Origin of the sequence: Streptomyces sp. Inha503 (assembly GCF_047215865.1) — a bacterium.
GTDB classification, from domain to species: domain Bacteria; phylum Actinomycetota; class Actinomycetes; order Streptomycetales; family Streptomycetaceae; genus Streptomyces; species Streptomyces lycopersici.
Map to the genome: position 1 here is coordinate 7,007,531 of NZ_CP178360.1, position 17,869 is coordinate 7,025,399.

The window sequence follows — 17,869 nt, forward strand, 5'->3', positions numbered from 1 at the left end:
GAATCGGTCGCTGGCGGTTGAGATCGCTTGCTGCGAGACGCGAGAAAAGCGTTGAGAAGTGCGTGAGACGGACCGCCGGGCTACGGCGGTGTAGCTCTCAGCAGCGGAAGATCTGGAGGATGACGGGCAGTTCGCCCGATCTCGACACCGGAACGGCTTGCCGTCCGGTGACCGAGGTTGAGATGGCGGTACGCGGCACCGGAACACCGGCATCGCAACCGCACACACATCCGTATTTGCCGCTCGGGGTGGGAGCGGTGAGCGGGGCCCTTCCGCGGAGCCCCTTGCAATCTTCGGTTCCGTGGTCGCCGTGCGCGGATACCAATGATTCGGTGGTCGGCCGCGGATCGGCTGATGCGGTGACGCTGACCGTTTCGGGATGGATGACCTGCGCGGAAGCACAATCGGCCGCGATGAAGAGGGCAAGCAACACGGCAACCGCTGTAACCAGTGCGTGGGCGGTATGCCGGATCGTCCTCACCATCGCCCCCTTCCCGTACGTATAGACACCGAGCCCTATTGTGTCCATGAGGCCGTGACCATTTGCAAGTCGATATGTAACCAACTTGTGAACTCGGAGTCATCGAACAGGACTGTTTCCTTCCGGGCGCCCTGGTCGGCGCGGGCGCAAAGCCGCTTCCCCGTCACGCCGGGTGGCGCGTAAAAATTAATTCATCGAACGACGAATAATAATTCGATAAGAGCCAGGGGGAATGCGCCACCCGTGCGAGGATGGCTGAGAACAACACCTACGCAGCACACGCACAAGCCGCACAGGCATGAGGAGAGCCGCACCATGACGGAGAAGGTCGCCGTGCTCGGCACGGGAAAGATCGGCGAAGCCCTTCTCAGCGGAATGATCCGAGGCGGCTGGTCGCCGTCCGACCTGCTGGTCACGGCCCGCCGCCCCGAGCGCGCCGAGGAGCTCCGGTCGCGCTACGGCGTCGAGGCCGTCTCCAACGCCGAGGCCGCCAAGGCCGCCGACACCCTCATCCTCACCGTCAAACCGCAGGACATGGGCGCCCTGCTCGATGAGCTCGCCCCGCACGTCCCCGCCGACCGGCTGGTCGTCTCCGGCGCCGCCGGCATCCCCACCTCCTTCTTCGAGGCACGCCTGGCCGGCGGCACCCCCGTCGTCCGGGTCATGACCAACACCCCGGCGCTGGTCGACGAGGCCATGTCAGTCATCTCGGCGGGCAGCCACGCCACCGAGGAGCACCTCGCGCACACCGAGGCGATCTTCGGCGGCGTCGGCAAGACGCTGCGCGTCCCCGAGTCCCAGCAGGACGCCGCGACCGCGCTCTCCGGCTCCGGCCCGGCCTACTTCTACTTCCTCGTCGAGGCGATGACCGACGCCGGCATCCTGCTGGGCCTGCCCCGCGACAAGGCCCATGACCTGATCGTCCAGGCGGCCATCGGCGCGGCGGTGATGCTGCGCGACAGCGATCAGCACCCGGTCAAGCTGCGCGAGGCCGTGACCTCCCCGGCGGGCACCACCATCAACGCCATCCGCGAACTGGAGAGCCACGGGGTGCGCGCCGCGTTGATCGCCGCGCTGGAGGCGGCCCGCGACCGCAGCCGCGAGCTCGCCTCCGGCAACAGCTGACGAAGCGCCTGACGGAGAGCCTGGCGAAGCGTCTGGCGAAGCGCTTGAGCCTGACGGAGCGCCTGACGGAGAGCCGCTTCGCTCAGGCGGGCGGCAACAGCCCCACCGCCGCATACGCCTCGTCCACCCGGGGCCGGGCCAGCCCACGCGCCCGCTCGGCCCCGGCCCGCAGCACCCCGTCCACATACGACGGGTCGGCGCACAGCTCGGCATGCCGGGCCTGAAGCGGACGCAGCACCTCCAGCATCGCCTCCGCCGTGGCCCCCTTCAGCGCCCCGTACGAGCTGAACTCCTCGGCCAGCACCTCCGGCTTGCCATCGGTGCACGAGGCGAGAACATCCAGCAGATTGGCCACCCCCGGCTGCTCCGCCCGGTCGTACCGCACCTCGGTGCCGCTGTCCGTGACCGCCCGCATGACCTTCTTCCGCACCACATCCGGCTCGTCGAGCAGATAGACGATGCCCGCCGTCTCCGCGTGCGACTTCCCCATCTTCGAGGTCGGATCCTGTAGATCCATCACCCGCGCCGAAACCCGCGGATTGGTGGCGCGGGGCACGGTGAAGACCGGTCCGTACCGCTGGTTGAACCGCTGCGCCAGATCCCGGGCCAGCTCCACATGCTGCGTCTGGTCCTCGCCGACCGGCACCTCATGCGTTCCGTAGACGAGGATGTCGGCCGCCATCAGCGCCGGATAGGTGAGCAGCGACAGCCGTACGCTCCCCCCTCTCGCCCGCTCCCGCGCGGACTTCTCCTTGTACTGGATCATCCGCCGCATCTCGCCGTCGGTGGCCGTGCACTCCATGAGATAGGACAGCCGCGCGTGCTCATCCACATGGCTCTGGACGAACAGCGTGCAGAGCTCGGGGTCGAGCCCCGAGGCCAGCAGCAGCGTGGCGGCCTGCCGGGTCAGTCGCCGCACCCGCGCCGGATCGTGCTCCACCGTGAGCGCATGCAGATCGACGACGCAGAACAGCGCGTCGGCGCGGTGCTGATCCTCCTGGACCCACCGGCGTACAGCCCCGAGGTAGTTGCCGAGGGTTAGATGGCCGCTCGGTTTGATCCCACTGAAGATCCGGCGCCGTGCCGTCTTCGTCTCTGTCATCTCTCCGCGTCTCCCGCTGTGTCGGGACCGCCGACCCGGTCGGCCGGGATTCGCGGAGGAGAAACGCGAACGGCCGCCGGAGCGGCGGCCGTGGTTGCGCATGTGCTTGTTAAGGGGCGGCCGCCGTCAGGCGGCCCACCACCGTGGGTGAACACATGCGCTCGTCATGCCATAGACAGTACGCCCTGACGGGGGGTCCGGCCATGGGTTTGATGGTCCTCGGGGCGTCGTGTAGTGTTCACCGAGTTGCCACGGAGCCCTGCCGGGAAACGAGACAACCATCGAGCCGCACCGGCGGCAAACCACTACTGCACGGCCCCTCATCGGGATGGATTTCGGCATGCCGGAATTCGGACCGGGGAACTCGATTATGAGCATCCGGGGGAATCCGCTAAAGTAGTGGACACGCCGGAAGGCGCGAAAGACCCCGCTCCAGCAGGGGGCCGGAAACGGAATTCGGATCGGAAACGACCGGAAATCGGGTCTGGTAAGGTTGGAAACACCGAAGGGAAGCGCCCGGAGAAGCCGGTGAAACGGTTTCGAAGGAAGCGTCCGTTCCTTGAGAACTCAACAGCGTGCCAAAAGTCAACGCCAGATATGTTGATACCCCGTCCACTCGTGGACGAGGTTCCTTTGAAGAAAAACACAGCGAGGACGCTGTGAACGGGCCGGGTTATTCCTCCGGTTCCGTTCCGCTCTCGTGATGTGTTGCCGGGATAGCCCGGAAGCATTCACGGAGAGTTTGATCCTGGCTCAGGACGAACGCTGGCGGCGTGCTTAACACATGCAAGTCGAACGATGAACCGGTTTCGGCCGGGGATTAGTGGCGAACGGGTGAGTAACACGTGGGCAATCTGCCCTGCACTCTGGGACAAGCCCTGGAAACGGGGTCTAATACCGGATATGACTGCCGACCGCATGGTCTGGTGGTGGAAAGCTCCGGCGGTGCAGGATGAGCCCGCGGCCTATCAGCTTGTTGGTGGGGTGATGGCCTACCAAGGCGACGACGGGTAGCCGGCCTGAGAGGGCGACCGGCCACACTGGGACTGAGACACGGCCCAGACTCCTACGGGAGGCAGCAGTGGGGAATATTGCACAATGGGCGCAAGCCTGATGCAGCGACGCCGCGTGAGGGATGACGGCCTTCGGGTTGTAAACCTCTTTCAGCAGGGAAGAAGCGCAAGTGACGGTACCTGCAGAAGAAGCGCCGGCTAACTACGTGCCAGCAGCCGCGGTAATACGTAGGGCGCAAGCGTTGTCCGGAATTATTGGGCGTAAAGAGCTCGTAGGCGGCTTGTCGCGTCGGATGTGAAAGCCCGGGGCTTAACCCCGGGTCTGCATTCGATACGGGCAGGCTAGAGTTCGGTAGGGGAGATCGGAATTCCTGGTGTAGCGGTGAAATGCGCAGATATCAGGAGGAACACCGGTGGCGAAGGCGGATCTCTGGGCCGATACTGACGCTGAGGAGCGAAAGCGTGGGGAGCGAACAGGATTAGATACCCTGGTAGTCCACGCCGTAAACGTTGGGAACTAGGTGTGGGCGACATTCCACGTTGTCCGTGCCGCAGCTAACGCATTAAGTTCCCCGCCTGGGGAGTACGGCCGCAAGGCTAAAACTCAAAGGAATTGACGGGGGCCCGCACAAGCGGCGGAGCATGTGGCTTAATTCGACGCAACGCGAAGAACCTTACCAAGGCTTGACATACACCGGAAAACTCTGGAGACAGGGTCCCCCTTGTGGTCGGTGTACAGGTGGTGCATGGCTGTCGTCAGCTCGTGTCGTGAGATGTTGGGTTAAGTCCCGCAACGAGCGCAACCCTTGTTCTGTGTTGCCAGCATGCCTTTCGGGGTGATGGGGACTCACAGGAGACTGCCGGGGTCAACTCGGAGGAAGGTGGGGACGACGTCAAGTCATCATGCCCCTTATGTCTTGGGCTGCACACGTGCTACAATGGCCGGTACAATGAGCTGCGAAGCCGTGAGGTGGAGCGAATCTCAAAAAGCCGGTCTCAGTTCGGATTGGGGTCTGCAACTCGACCCCATGAAGTCGGAGTCGCTAGTAATCGCAGATCAGCATTGCTGCGGTGAATACGTTCCCGGGCCTTGTACACACCGCCCGTCACGTCACGAAAGTCGGTAACACCCGAAGCCGGTGGCCCAACCCTTGTGGAGGGAGCCGTCGAAGGTGGGACTGGCGATTGGGACGAAGTCGTAACAAGGTAGCCGTACCGGAAGGTGCGGCTGGATCACCTCCTTTCTAAGGAGCGCATAGCCGACTGTAGGCAAGTGTCCTGCACGGTTGCTCATGGGTGGAACGTTGACTACTCGGCATGGTTTCGGATGCTTTGTCTGTTAGTACTGCTTCGGCGTGGAACACAGAGTCAAGGCGGACAGGCGATGTCGGGCACGCTGTTGGGTGTCTGAAGGTACGGGCAGGAATGCTTGTTTCTTCGGTGCCGGTCCCGGTGTACTGCGCCTGTGGGTGTGGGTGACGGGGTACGGGTCGTTGTTTGAGAACTGCACAGTGGACGCGAGCATCTGTGGCCAAGTTTTTAAGGGCGCACGGTGGATGCCTTGGCACCAGGAACCGATGAAGGACGTGGGAGGCCGCGATAGGCCCCGGGGAGCTGTCAACCGAGCTGTGATCCGGGGGTGTCCGAATGGGGAAACCCGGCAGTCGTCATGGGCTGTCACCCATACCTGAACACATAGGGTATGTGGAGGGAACGCGGGGAAGTGAAACATCTCAGTACCCGCAGGAAGAGAAAACAACCGTGATTCCGGGAGTAGTGGCGAGCGAAACTGGATGAGGCTAAACCGTATGTGTGTGATACCCGGCAGGGGTTGCGCATGCGGGGTTGTGGGTTCGTACTTCAGTCGTCTGCCGGCGGCTGGGTGAGTCAGAAATTGTTGATGTAGGCGAAGGGCATGCGAAAGGCCCGGCGTAGAGGGTAAGACCCCCGTAGCTGAAATGTCAGCAACTTGCTTGTGCGATACCCAAGTAGCACGGGGCCCGAGAAATCCCGTGTGAATCTGGCGGGACCACCCGCTAAGCCTAAATATTCCCTGGTGACCGATAGCGGATAGTACCGTGAGGGAATGGTGAAAAGTACCGCGGGAGCGGAGTGAAATAGTACCTGAAACCGTGTGCCTACAAGCCGTGGGAGCGTCGCCGTGTTCTTCGGAGCACGGTCGTGACTGCGTGCCTTTTGAAGAATGAGCCTGCGAGTTTGCGGTGTGTTGCGAGGTTAACCCGTGTGGGGAAGCCGTAGCGAAAGCGAGTCCGAATAGGGCGGTTGAGTAGCGCGCTCAAGACCCGAAGCGGAGTGATCTAGCCATGGGCAGGTTGAAGCGGAGGTAAGACTTCGTGGAGGACCGAACCCACCAGGGTTGAAAACCTGGGGGATGACCTGTGGTTAGGGGTGAAAGGCCAATCAAACTCCGTGATAGCTGGTTCTCCCCGAAATGCATTTAGGTGCAGCGTCGTGTGTTTCTTGCCGGAGGTAGAGCACTGGATAGGCGATGGGCCCTACCGGGTTACTGACCTTAGCCAAACTCCGAATGCCGGTAAGTGAGAGCGCGGCAGTGAGACTGTGGGGGATAAGCTCCATGGTCGAGAGGGAAACAGCCCAGAGCATCGACTAAGGCCCCTAAGCGTACGCTAAGTGGGAAAGGATGTGGAGTCGCAGAGACAACCAGGAGGTTGGCTTAGAAGCAGCCATCCTTGAAAGAGTGCGTAATAGCTCACTGGTCAAGTGATTCCGCGCCGACAATGTAGCGGGGCTCAAGCGTACCGCCGAAGTCGTGTCATTGCAGCATGTGCCCCTAACGGGGGCTGTGATGGGTAGGGGAGCGTCGTGTGCCGGGTGAAGCAGCCGTGTAAGCGAGTTGTGGATGGTTCACGAGTGAGAATGCAGGCATGAGTAGCGATACACACGTGGGAAACGTGTGCGCCGATTGACTAAGGGTTCCTGGGTCAAGCTGATCTGCCCAGGGTAAGTCGGGACCTAAGGCGAGGCCGACAGGCGTAGTCGATGGACAACCGGTTGATATTCCGGTACCCGCTTTGAAACGCCCAGTATCGAATCCTCTGATGCTAAGTCCGTGAAGCCGCCCTGATCTCTTCGGAGTTGAGGGGAGTGGTGGAGCCGACGGTCCAAGGTGGTAGTAGGTAAGTGATGGGGTGACGCAGGAAGGTAGTCCAGCCCGGGCGGTGGTTGTCCCGGGGTAAGGGTGTAGGACGCTGGGTAGGTAAATCCGTCCAGTATGTGTCTGAGACCTGATGCCGAGCCGATTGTGGTGAAGTGGATGATCCTATGCTGTCGAGAAAAGCCTCTAGCGAGTTTCATGGCGGCCCGTACCCTAAACCGACTCAGGTGGTCAGGTAGAGAATACCGAGGCGTTCGGGTGAACTATGGTTAAGGAACTCGGCAAAATGCCCCCGTAACTTCGGGAGAAGGGGGGCCATTGCTGGTGATGGGACTTGCTCCTTGAGCTGGTGGTGGCCGCAGAGACCAGCGAGAAGCGACTGTTTACTAAAAACACAGGTCCGTGCGAAGCCGTAAGGCGATGTATACGGACTGACGCCTGCCCGGTGCTGGAACGTTAAGGGGACCGGTTAGCTCTGTTTCGATGGGGCGAGGCTGAGAACTTAAGCGCCAGTAAACGGCGGTGGTAACTATAACCATCCTAAGGTAGCGAAATTCCTTGTCGGGTAAGTTCCGACCTGCACGAATGGCGTAACGACTTCTCGACTGTCTCAACCATAGGCCCGGTGAAATTGCATTACGAGTAAAGATGCTCGTTTCGCGCAGCAGGACGGAAAGACCCCGGGACCTTTACTACAGCTTGATATTGGTGTTCGGTTCGGCTTGTGTAGGATAGGTGGGAGACTGTGATCTCTGGACGCCAGTTCAGGGGGAGTCGTTGTTGAAATACCACTCTGGTCGTGCTGGATGTCTAACCTGGGTCCGTGATCCGGATCAGGGACAGTGTCTGGTGGGTAGTTTAACTGGGGCGGTTGCCTCCTAAAGGGTAACGGAGGCGCCCAAAGGTTCCCTCAGCCTGGTTGGCAATCAGGTGTTGAGTGTAAGTGCACAAGGGAGCTTGACTGTGAGACCGACGGGTCGAGCAGGGACGAAAGTCGGGACTAGTGATCCGGCGGTGGCTTGTGGAAGCGCCGTCGCTCAACGGATAAAAGGTACCCCGGGGATAACAGGCTGATCTTCCCCAAGAGTCCATATCGACGGGATGGTTTGGCACCTCGATGTCGGCTCGTCGCATCCTGGGGCTGGAGTCGGTCCCAAGGGTTGGGCTGTTCGCCCATTAAAGCGGTACGCGAGCTGGGTTTAGAACGTCGTGAGACAGTTCGGTCCCTATCCGCTGTGCGCGTAGGAGTCTTGAGAAGGGCTGTCCCTAGTACGAGAGGACCGGGACGGACGAACCTCTGGTGTGCCAGTTGTTCTGCCAAGGGCATGGCTGGTTGGCTACGTTCGGGAGGGATAACCGCTGAAAGCATCTAAGCGGGAAGCCTGCTTCGAGATGAGGGCTCCCACCCACTTGATGGGTTAAGGCTCCCAGTAGACGACTGGGTTGATAGGCCAGATATGGAAGCCGGGTGACCGGTGGAGTTGACTGGTACTAATAGGCCGAGGGCTTGTCCTCAGGTGCTCGCGTCCACTGTGTTGGTTCTGAAGCAACGAACCGTCCGACCCCCACCCACCCGTGTGTGGGTGGGTCCGGTTTGAATCTTCATAGTGTTTCGGTGGTCATTGCGTTAGGGAAACGCCCGGTTACATTCCGAACCCGGAAGCTAAGCCTTTCAGCGCCGATGGTACTGCAGGGGGGACCCTGTGGGAGAGTAGGACGCCGCCGAACAAATTTTACGAAAAGCCCGGTTGGGAGCTTCGGCTCTCAACCGGGCTTTTCTCATTTCTGTTTGTAGGCTGGGCATATGCGCTATGACCTGGTCATCTTCGACAATGACGGAGTGCTCGTCGACAGCGAGCCCATCTCCAACCGGCTTCTCGCCGCCTACCTCACGGAGTTGGGGCACCCCACCAGCTACGAGGACTCCATACGCGACTACATGGGCTCCGCCATGCACCGCGTCCACGACCTGGTCCTCGAGCGCTCGGGCCGGCGGCTTCCAGCGGACTTCGACAGCACCTTCCACGGTCGGGTCTTCGACGCCTTCCGCCGCGAGCTGCGGCCGGTGGCCGGTGTGGCCGAGGTTCTGGAGAAGCTGCGGGCCGACGGCGTTCCGTACTGTGTCGCCTCCTCCGGAAGCCATGAGCGCATCCGCGTCGCCCTCCGTACGACCGGGCTGTACGACCTCTTCGGTGAGGACCACATCTTCAGCTCCGAGGACGTGGGCCGGGGCAAGCCCGCCCCGGATCTGTTTCTGCACGCGGCCGAGCGCATGGGCGTGGCGCCCGAGCGCTGTGCCGTCGTGGAGGACAGCCCGCTCGGGGTGCAGGCCGCCCTGGCCGCCGGGATGGATGTGTACGGCTACACGGCCATGACACCCGCCGCCAAACTCGCCGCGGCCCGAGGCCTCTTCATGGAGATGGCCGAGCTGCGAGGAGTGCTCACCTCTACCCACAAGTAGCCAGGGGCCGTACGCTCCACGCCCATGACGGATTCGCGTCCGAGCCGCCGGCTCCGGCAGGGCCGGGCCTCATTGGCCATCAGCTTCTTCGTCCAGGGCGCGATCTTCGCTCTGCTGGTGACGCGCATACCCGCGCTCCAGGACCGGTACGGGATATCCGATGGGCTGCTGCCCCTCTTCCTGGCCGCCGTGCCGATCCTCGCCGGTGTGGGCAGCGTCGCCACCGAGCATCTCGTCAAGCGGATGCGCCCGGGACTGGTCCTCCGCGTGGTGCAGCCCATCGTCTCCCTCGCCCTGCTGTGCGCCGGATCGGGGTCGGCGGTGTGGCAGCTCGCCGTGGCGCTCGCGGTGTTCGGGCTGACGGTCGGGGCGCTCGACGCGTCGATGAACATGCTCGGGGTGAGCCTCCAGCGCGCGTACGGGCGCAGCATCATGCTCGGCTTCCACGGCGCGTACAGCCTGGGCGGGATCGCCGGGGCCTCGCTCGCCTGGGCGGGGGCGCACTGGGATCTGCCGCTGCCCACGCTCTACGCGCCGCTGGTGGCCATCCTGGTGCCCGTCGCACTGATCGCCAGCCGCTGGTACGTCGATCAGCGGGTCGACCAGCGGGGCGACCAGCGGGTCGCCGAGCCGACCGAAGTGGTGAGGGCCGGGACCTCCGTGAGCATGCGGGCACTGCTGCCGCTCTGTCTCGTCATGGCCTTCGCCTACATCGGCGACTCCACCGTCTCCAACTGGAGCGCCAAGTATCTGGAGGACGTGCTGCACAGCTCCGAGCAGCTGGCCACGGTCCCGTACAACGTCTACATGGTCACCACGCTCCTCGGCCGCTCCTTCGGCGACCTCGGGGTGCGGCGCTTCGGCGCGGTCGCCGTGGTCAGGACCGGGGCGCTGCTCGCGGGCGGGGGCTTCGCGGTGGTCGCGGTGGCGCCCGGCGCCTGGGTGGGGATGGCCGGGTTCACGCTGCTGGGGCTCGGGTTGTGCGTACTGGTGCCGCAGACCTTCGCGGCCGCGGGGCGGCTCTTCCCCGGGGCGTCCGATGCCGCCGTCGCACGCCTCAACATCTTCAACTACGTGGGCTTCCTCATCGGCTCCCCGCTCGTCGGCGCGCTCGGCGGGGCGTGGAACTACCGTGCGGCGATGCTGGTGCCGATGGCGCTCGTGCTGATGACGATCCGGTATGCGAGGTCGTTCAGCCCTGTACCAGCCGGATACGGTGACGGGCATGAGCGGCCGCGCACAGTTGATGTGGGATGAGGAAGTAACCGGATACGACTTCGGCGCCGGGCATCCGATGGACCCGGTGCGGTTGGCGCTGACCATGCGGTTGGTGCAGGCGTACGGGCTGGACCGGGCGGTCCGGGTGGTGGCCGCCAAGCCGGCCGGGGAGTCGACGCTGCGCCTGGTCCACGGGCAGGAGTACATCGAGGCGGTACGCCGCGCCTCGGCCGCCCCGGAGGCGGCGGACGGCTCCTACGGCCTCGGGACGATCGACGATCCGGCCTTCGCGGGGATGCACGAGGCGTCCGCGCTGATCGCCGGGCAGTCGGTGGGCGCGGCCGAGGACGTCTGGCGCGGGGAGGCGCTGCACGCGGTGAACTTCGCGGGCGGGCTGCACCACGCCATGCCGCGGGGCGCGTCCGGGTTCTGCATCTACAACGACGCGGCGCTGGCGATCGCGCGGCTGCTGGAGCTGGGGGCGGAGCGGGTCGCGTACGTGGATGTGGACGTCCACCACGGGGACGGGGTGCAGGCGGCCTTCTGGGACGATCCGCGAGTGCTGACGATCTCGCTGCACGAGCACCCCCGGACGCTGTTCCCGCAGACCGGCTGGCCGGAGGAGGCGGGCGGGGAGGGCGCCGAGGGCTCGGCGGTCAACGTGGCGCTCCCGGCCGGGACCTCGGACGCGGGCTGGCTGCGGGCCTTCCACGCGGTGGTGCCGGAGCTGGTGGCGGCGTTCCGTCCCCAGGTGCTGGTGACCCAGCACGGCGCCGACACCCATGTCGAGGATCCGCTGGCCCATTTGGCGGTGACCGTCGACGCGCAGCGGGCGGTCGCCGAGAGCTGTCACCGGCTGGCGCACGAGCACGCGGACGGGCGCTGGGTGGCGCTCGGGGGCGGTGGGTACGCGGTGGTGGACGTGGTGCCGCGGTCCTGGACGCATCTGGTCGCGATCGCGGCCGGGCGGCCGGTGGAGGCCACTACGGCGGTGCCGGAGGAGTGGCGGGCGGAGGTGTACCGGCGGACCCGGATGGACGCGCCGCGGCGGATGACGGACGGGCGGGAGCCGGACTGGCAGGATTTCCACGAGGCCGGGTACGACCCGGCGAGCCGCCTGGACCAGGCGATCCTGGCGACGCGCCGGGCGGTCTTCCCGCACCACGGGCTGCTGCCGTAAGGCCCGCAGGCGACCGGAACGCCTGCGGCGGGCCACGCGGCGGAGCCGCATATCGGTGCTTCCCCCTCCCCGCCCCTCCCCACAACTGGGGCTCCGCCCCAGACCCCGGCCGGGGCTCCGCCCCAGACCCCGTGCGGGGGCTTCGCCCCAGACCCCGGCCGGGGCTCCGCCCCAGACCCCGTGCGGGGGCTTCGCCCCAGACCCCGGCCGGGGCTCCGCCCCAGACCCCGTGCGGGGGCTTCGCCCCAGACCCCGGCCGGGGCTCCGCCCCAGACCCCGTGCGGGGGCTTCGCCCCAGACCCCGGCCGGGGCTCCGCCCCAGACCCCGTGCGGGGGCTTCGCCCCAGACCCCGGCCGGGGCTCCGCCCCAGACCCCGTGCGGGGGCTTCGCCCCAGACCCCGGCCGGGGCTCCGCCCCAGACCCCGTGCGGGGGCTTCGCCCCAGACCCCGGCCGGGGCTCCGCCCCAGACCCCGTGCGGGGGCTTCGCCCCAGACCCCGGCCGGGGCTCCGCCCCAGACCCCGTGCGGGGGCTTCGCCCCAGACCCCGGCCGGGGCTCCGCCCCAGACCCCGTGCGGGGGCTTCGCCCCAGACCCCGGCCGGGGCTCCGCCCCAGACCCCGTGCGGGGGCTTCGCCCTAAACCCCGTGCGGGGGCTTCGCTCCGGACCCTGGTCGGGGGCCCCGCCCAGACCCCGTGCGGGGTCGCTCCGGACTCCGGGCGGGGGCTTCGCCCCAGGTCCCGGGCCGGGGGCTTCGCCCTAAACCCCGGGCGGGGGCTTCGCCCCAGACCCTGGTCGGGGGCCCCGCCCAGACCCCGTGCGGGGTCGCTCCGGACTCCGGGCGGGGGCTTCGCCCCAGGTCCCGGGCCGGGGGCTTCGCCCTAAACCCCGGGCGGGGGCTTCGCCCCAGACCCCGGGCCGGGGGCTCCGTCCCAGATCCCGGGTGGGGTCTTCGCCTCAAACACCCGGCCGGGGGCTCCGTCCCAAACCCCGGGCCGGGGCTCCGCCCCAAACGCCCCGGGGGCCAGGGGCGGAGCCCCTGCGACGTGTTGGACGCTCCCTTGCGGGCGTTACGCCAACCGTGGGGTCTGGCCGCATATTCGGGCGGCCGGCGGGGTGGGTCCGTCAGCATCGGGGGCGTGTTGAGTACCGCCGCGCTGCGCGCGCATCTGCTGGTGGCGCGGCTTGCCGGGCCCGTGGCCACGAGCCGGGAGGAGAGCCTGCGCCGCTATCGGCTCTTCGCGGCCCGGGATCCCCGGGTGCTGCTCGGGTTGGAGCCCGAATACGACTGGTCCTTTATGGAATTGCTCGGCCTGATGGGCGAGAAATGCGGGGTTTCGGTCGACCCGGCCAATGTTTCGGGGCCGGATGTGATCGATCCGGAGCTCACGATCGCCGCGCTGGACGCCTTCGCGGACCGGCTGCGCGGTGCCGCCCGGGACCGGGTCCCGGTGCTCCTCGGCACCGGCCATCCGCACCGTCTCCTCGGCTTCTACGCCGCGTTGGCGTCGGCGCTCTCGGCGGCGGGCTGCCGTGTTCTCACTCCCGCGGAGGGTAGATGTATCGACATAACGACGCGGTTCGGCGTACGTACCCACCGGCTCACCTACGTACGAGGTGTCGCGATGGTGCGGGCGCCCGGCGCTCGCCCGACCGCGAGTGAGCCGGGCGCCCACAGCCATTCGCCGCTCCCGGTTCGGGTCGCGCTCGGCTGTGCCGCGGAGTCCGGCGGGCCCCTGCCGGGGCTTGTCATCGGGGACCACGGATGGGTCTGCGGAGCAGGTCAGCTGGGCTTTGAGGCCATCGGGCCAGGGGACACGGACGACCCCGCGCTGTTCGTCGGGGAGGCCGAGGGGCGGGTGTCCGTCGCCGTTCCGCTTGATGACGGTGTGCGGTCTGGTTACTACCGGCCGATTACTCGCTATGTACTCAATCGAGCGTGTCTGTCACAGTAGGCGTCCGATCGCTACTCCTCTTCCCCACTTGCATCACCCGCCCCTAACCTGGGGTGGAGCGCGCATGCGACCAGGAGTCACCGGAGGGGAAGCCGGTGCCCGACATGTGCGGAAGGTTCAGGTGTTGTCATGGCTGCTGGCGAACGGCCTCTGAACGAGGTTCAGTTTCTGACCGTGGCGGAAGTCGCCTCGGTGATGCGAGTGTCCAAGATGACCGTGTACCGCTTGGTGCACAGTGGTCATCTGCCGGCGATCCGGGTGGGCAGGTCTTTCCGGGTCCCAGAGCAAGCGGTTCATGAATACCTCCGCGAATCGTATGTGGGGGTGGAGTCCGCCTAGGCCGTTTCCGGGCCCGGGGAGGACCCTCGGATTACGTGGTTCGCTCGGCGCCGGGTAGGCTGGCCCGATGTAGGTCGTGTGGGCTCGGACGCCCCGCACCGAGTGAATCGAAGTGAGCGAGGGTAGTCGTGGGCTCTGTTATCAAGAAGCGGCGCAAGCGGATGGCCAAGAAGAAGCACCGCAAGCTGCTCAAGCGCACGCGCGTCCAGCGTCGCAACAAGAAGTAAGCAAGCGACGCTGTGTTCGTCCCGCAGCCCTCCCACCACCGGTGGGAGGGCTGCGGTGCGTGGGTGGCACCGGCCTGAAGCCACGTTCGCCCCTTCGGCCCCGGCTCAAAACGTCGCACCGCGCGGCGAGTGGTCATCACAGCGCAACATCGAGCGGTTACGGTGTTCGGCACAGCCCAGCTCGGACGAGGGTGGGAAGGAAGGCGCTGATCTTGGGAAAGGTCGTGCTCGTCACCGGAGTCGCTCGCCGGCTGGGAGGCCGTTTCGTCCGGCGTATACAGCGCGAACCCGATGTGGAGCGAGTGATCGGCGTGGACGCCGTGCCGCCCGAACACCACCTCGGCGGCGCCGACTTCGTCCGGGCCGATATCCGTCATCCCACGATCGGGAAACTGCTCGCCGAATACGGCGTCCACACCGTCGTCCACATGGATATCAACGGCACTCCGCTGGGCGCGCGCGGCAATCGCGCCTCGGTCAAGGAGACCAACGTCATCGGCACCATGCAGCTGCTCGGCGCCTGCCAGAAGGCCCCGTCGGTGCAGCGGCTGGTGGTGAAGTCCAGTACCAATGTGTACGGCTCCGCGCCCCGCGACCCCGCCGTCTTCAGCGAGACCACGCCGCCCAAATCCCTCCCCAGCGGTGGCTTCGCCAAGGACACCGTCGAGGTCGAGGGATATGTCCGCGGCTTCGCCCGGCGCCGCCCCGATGTCGCGGTGTGCGTGCTGCGCTTCGCCAACATCCTGGGGCCGTGCGCGGACTCCCCGCTCGCCGAGTACTTCGCGCTGCCGGTGCTGCCCACCGTCATCGGCTACGACCCACGGCTCCAGTTCGTCCATGAGAAGGACGCCATCGAGGTGCTGCGGATCGCGGCCTCCGAGCCGCGCCGGTCCACGCTCAACAGCGGTACGTTCAACATCGCCGGGGACGGGGTGCTGCTGCTCTCCCAGGCCGCCCGGCGGCTCGGCCGCCCGACCCTGCCGCTGCTGCTGCCCACCCTGCGCTGGGCCCGCACCGCGCTGCGCTCCCTCGGCATCACCGACTTCTCGCCCGAGCAGATCCGGCTGCTCACCCACGGCCGGGTCGTGGCCACCACCCAGATGCGCGAGACCCTGGGGTTCGAACCCGAACACACCACCGCCGGCGCCCTCGCGGACTATGCGCACAGCCGCGGCCCCGGGCTGCTCCCGCCCGAGACCCTCGCCCGTAACATCGACCGGCTCGCCGCGCTGCTGCCCGCCGGCGCCCAGCCTTAAGGAGCGCAACCACCATGGCGGACGCCAAGGTCATTCCGTTCGGTGAGGAACCCCGGTCGTCCCGGAGGAAGGTCCCCCGGCTGGGTCGCGGCGGCCGCTCCCAGGGCTCGCTCAAGCCCGTACCGCAGCAGCGCGACGAGGCGCTCGAACAGCGCCCCCAGACGGCGGCCGCGACCGTGCCGCCCCTGCCGCCCGACTCGCCCAAGCCCGCCCCGGGCAGCGGCGACTGGGAGCGCAAGCTTGCCCACGGGCTGAGCTTTCTGCGCCGCCGGATCACCGGGGACTACGAGGTCGACGACTTCGGCTACGACCACGATCTGACCGAGCAGGTGCTGATGTCCCTGCTCCGCCCGCTGTCCGACAAGTACTTCCGGGTCGAGGTGAAGGGGATCGAGAACATCCCCGAGAGCGGCGGCGCGCTCGTCGTCGCCAACCACTCCGGGGTACTGCCGCTGGACGGGCTGATGCTCCAGGTCGCCGTGCACGACAACCACCCGGCCAAGCGCCATCTGCGGCTGCTCGCGGCCGATCTGGTCTTCATGCTCCCCGTCATCAACGAGCTGGCCCGCAAGGCCGGGCACACCCTCGCCTGTGCCGAGGACGCCCAGCTACTGCTGGAGCGCGGCGAGGTGGTCGGGGTGATGCCGGAGGGCTTCAAGGGGATCGGCAAGCCGTTCTCGGAGCGGTACAAATTGCAGCGCTTCGGGCGGGGCGGCTTCGTCTCGACGGCGCTGCGTGCGGGGGCGCCGATCGTGCCGTGCTCGATCGTGGGCGCGGAGGAGATCTTCCCGATGGTGGGGAACGCGAGGACCCTGGCCCGGCTGCTCGGCATTCCGTACTTCCCGATCACGCCGACCTTCCCGCTGCTCGGGCCGCTGGGCGCGGTGCCGCTGCCGACGAAGTGGACCATCCAGTTCGGCGAGCCCATCCCCACCGACGGGCATCCGCCGGAGGCGGCGGACGACCCGATGCTGATGTTCAACCTGACCGACCAGGTACGAGAAACGATCCAGCACACGCTCTACAAGCTGCTCGTCCAGCGGCGGTCGGTGTTCTTCTGACGGCTTGGTCCCTGGGGGTGGTGTGCGCCGTAACACCACCCCCAGGGCCTTTCACCTCGTGTCGTCGCCGTCGATGCTCAGGCCCGGCAGCAGGTCCGGTAGCAGCGGGGGGATGGTGATGTCCGGCTGGGACGGCTTGCTGCCCGGGTCGCCCTTGCCCGTGGACGGGCTGGGGCTGGATCCGCCGCCGAGTGGCGGGTCCAGAAGGTCGCCGGCCCCGCCCACCAGGCCGCCGCTCTGGCTGTGGGTGCTCGCCGAGGACGACGGGTGCGGGCGCGGGGCCGTCTTCTCGTCGGTGCGGCTGCCGCTCGGGGTGGCCGAGGCGGACGCCGGGCGGTCGTCCGGGGCCATCCCGCCCGCGCGCTGCGGCGTGTGGCCGGTCTGCGGGCCGGACTGGGCCTGCTGCTCCTTCTTCGTGGGCAGCAACGCCCGCAGCGGACCGACCTCTTGGTCTATGGCGTCGAAGACCGAGCTCACCTCGTCGCCGACGTCCATGAGCTGGACCGGCAGCTGCTCGCGCAGTCGGCTCCAGCCGTCGCGGTGGGCCTGGGAGAAGGTGGACAGCTGCTGGATCGGGCCGAGCGAGCCGTCGCGCTCATAGACCTGGTGCAGCAGCCGGTGGCCCTCGGAGGCGTCATGGCGCATCCCGGCCAGGACCCGGCGGATCTCGCCCAGCGAGTCATGGTCCAGATCGCCGGTGCGGGTCCGCTCCATCAGGCGGCGCGCCTCGCTCATCCGGGTGGACGCCTGGTCCAGATAGATCCGGCCCCGGTCGGCGTCGCCGTCCGCCATCTCGAGCTTGAGGTCTTCCATACCGCGCTTGAACCCGTAGAGGGTGTCGCCCGGCAGCGCGTTCGAGCTGGCCGCGGCGACGCCGCCGAACGCGCCCGCCGCCACGCCGACCGTGAGCCCCCCGGCCGCGAGCCCCTTGGACCAGCGGGAACGGGGGCGGAATCTTGCCACCGGGGGTTTGGCCCGGTGGGCGCCACTGGGCCGGCGGCGCTGCTCGGGCACGCGCGGCGCCCCCTCGGCGAAGGCCGCCTCCATGGCGGCGACCAGCTGCGCCCGCTGGGTGGCGCGGACCTCCGGGTCCAATGTCGGTGCCGGCAGCTCGCCCAGCCCGCTCGCCAGGGCCAGCAGCCGTCTCCGCTCGGCGCTCTCCGCCGGTGGGGAACCTGGCTGTTGCTGCGGCGTCTCGTCCCGGGCGGCCTGGTGGTTGCTCTCCAGGGCCTCCAGGGCCTCCAGGGCCTTGGCGAAGGCGTTCGCCCGCCGGTGTGCCGATACGTTCGCGATCACAGGCGGCACCTCCTCTCGT

The 17,869-nt window shown here is 66.9% G+C and carries 12 protein-coding genes and 3 rRNA genes; 12 read left to right on the forward strand and 3 right to left on the reverse strand.

What is annotated here, in order from left to right:
- Positions 1–97: 97 nt before the first annotated feature.
- Positions 98–433 (reverse strand): hypothetical protein, encoded by a 336-nt coding sequence (locus tag ACJX2R_RS29420; RefSeq protein ID WP_413102615.1) that lies wholly within the window; start codon positions 431–433, stop codon positions 98–100.
- Positions 434–796: 363 nt separating this feature from the next.
- Between ACJX2R_RS29420 and proC the strand changes: the two genes are divergently transcribed.
- Entirely contained in the window at positions 797–1,606 is an 810-nt protein-coding gene (proC, locus tag ACJX2R_RS29425; protein ID WP_413102616.1) for a pyrroline-5-carboxylate reductase, read from the forward strand.
- A gap of 82 nt (positions 1,607–1,688) precedes the next feature.
- Here proC and trpS read toward each other — a convergent pair whose 3' ends face one another.
- The gene (trpS, locus tag ACJX2R_RS29430; protein ID WP_413102617.1) at positions 1,689–2,708 is read right to left on the reverse strand and encodes a tryptophan--tRNA ligase; all 1,020 of its coding nucleotides are present in this window, start codon (positions 2,706–2,708) and stop codon (positions 1,689–1,691) included.
- Between the two features lie 730 nt (positions 2,709–3,438).
- Here trpS and ACJX2R_RS29435 point away from each other — a divergent pair.
- The 11 genes from ACJX2R_RS29435 (at position 3,439) to ACJX2R_RS29485 (ending at position 16,554) form a co-directional block, all read left to right on the forward strand.
- A 16S ribosomal RNA gene (locus ACJX2R_RS29435) occupies positions 3,439–4,965 on the forward strand.
- A gap of 285 nt (positions 4,966–5,250) precedes the next feature.
- Positions 5,251–8,372, forward strand: a 23S ribosomal RNA gene (locus ACJX2R_RS29440).
- A gap of 96 nt (positions 8,373–8,468) precedes the next feature.
- Positions 8,469–8,585, forward strand: a 5S ribosomal RNA gene (gene rrf / locus ACJX2R_RS29445).
- Together the 16S, 23S and 5S rRNA genes form the textbook arrangement of a ribosomal RNA operon.
- Positions 8,586–8,661: 76 nt before the next feature.
- A complete protein-coding gene (locus ACJX2R_RS29450; protein ID WP_413102618.1) occupies positions 8,662–9,318 on the forward strand; it encodes an HAD family hydrolase in 657 nt (218 codons plus the stop codon).
- Positions 9,319–9,342: 24 nt separating this feature from the next.
- Positions 9,343–10,575 carry an MFS transporter gene (locus ACJX2R_RS29455; protein ID WP_413102619.1) on the forward strand — a complete coding sequence of 411 codons (1,233 nt, stop codon included), beginning with the start codon at positions 9,343–9,345 and terminating at the stop codon, positions 10,573–10,575.
- A complete protein-coding gene (locus ACJX2R_RS29460; protein WP_413102620.1) occupies positions 10,544–11,716 on the forward strand; it encodes an acetoin utilization protein AcuC in 1,173 nt (390 codons plus the stop codon). Before ACJX2R_RS29455 ends, ACJX2R_RS29460 begins: the two co-directional genes overlap by 32 nt.
- 1,139 nt (positions 11,717–12,855) lie before the next feature.
- Positions 12,856–13,671 carry a phosphatase gene (locus ACJX2R_RS29465; protein WP_413102621.1) on the forward strand — a complete coding sequence of 272 codons (816 nt, stop codon included), beginning with the start codon at positions 12,856–12,858 and terminating at the stop codon, positions 13,669–13,671.
- A gap of 129 nt (positions 13,672–13,800) precedes the next feature.
- Entirely contained in the window at positions 13,801–14,010 is a 210-nt protein-coding gene (locus tag ACJX2R_RS29470; protein ID WP_014053989.1) for a helix-turn-helix domain-containing protein, read from the forward strand.
- Between the two features lie 128 nt (positions 14,011–14,138).
- Entirely contained in the window at positions 14,139–14,237 is a 99-nt protein-coding gene (locus tag ACJX2R_RS29475; RefSeq protein WP_003948845.1) for a 30S ribosomal protein bS22, read from the forward strand.
- A 212-nt stretch (positions 14,238–14,449) separates the two neighbouring features.
- Positions 14,450–15,493: an NAD-dependent epimerase/dehydratase family protein gene (locus ACJX2R_RS29480; RefSeq protein WP_262701554.1), complete on the forward strand. Its 1,044-nt coding sequence runs from the start codon at positions 14,450–14,452 to the stop codon at positions 15,491–15,493.
- 14 nt (positions 15,494–15,507) lie between these two features.
- Entirely contained in the window at positions 15,508–16,554 is a 1,047-nt protein-coding gene (locus tag ACJX2R_RS29485) for a lysophospholipid acyltransferase family protein (protein ID WP_413102622.1), read from the forward strand.
- Between the two features lie 51 nt (positions 16,555–16,605).
- Here ACJX2R_RS29485 and ACJX2R_RS29490 read toward each other — a convergent pair whose 3' ends face one another.
- On the reverse strand, positions 16,606–17,850 hold the full coding sequence (locus ACJX2R_RS29490) for a DUF5667 domain-containing protein (protein ID WP_413102623.1): 1,245 nt from the start codon (positions 17,848–17,850) through the stop codon (positions 16,606–16,608).
- Between the last annotated feature and the right edge of the window lie 19 nt (positions 17,851–17,869).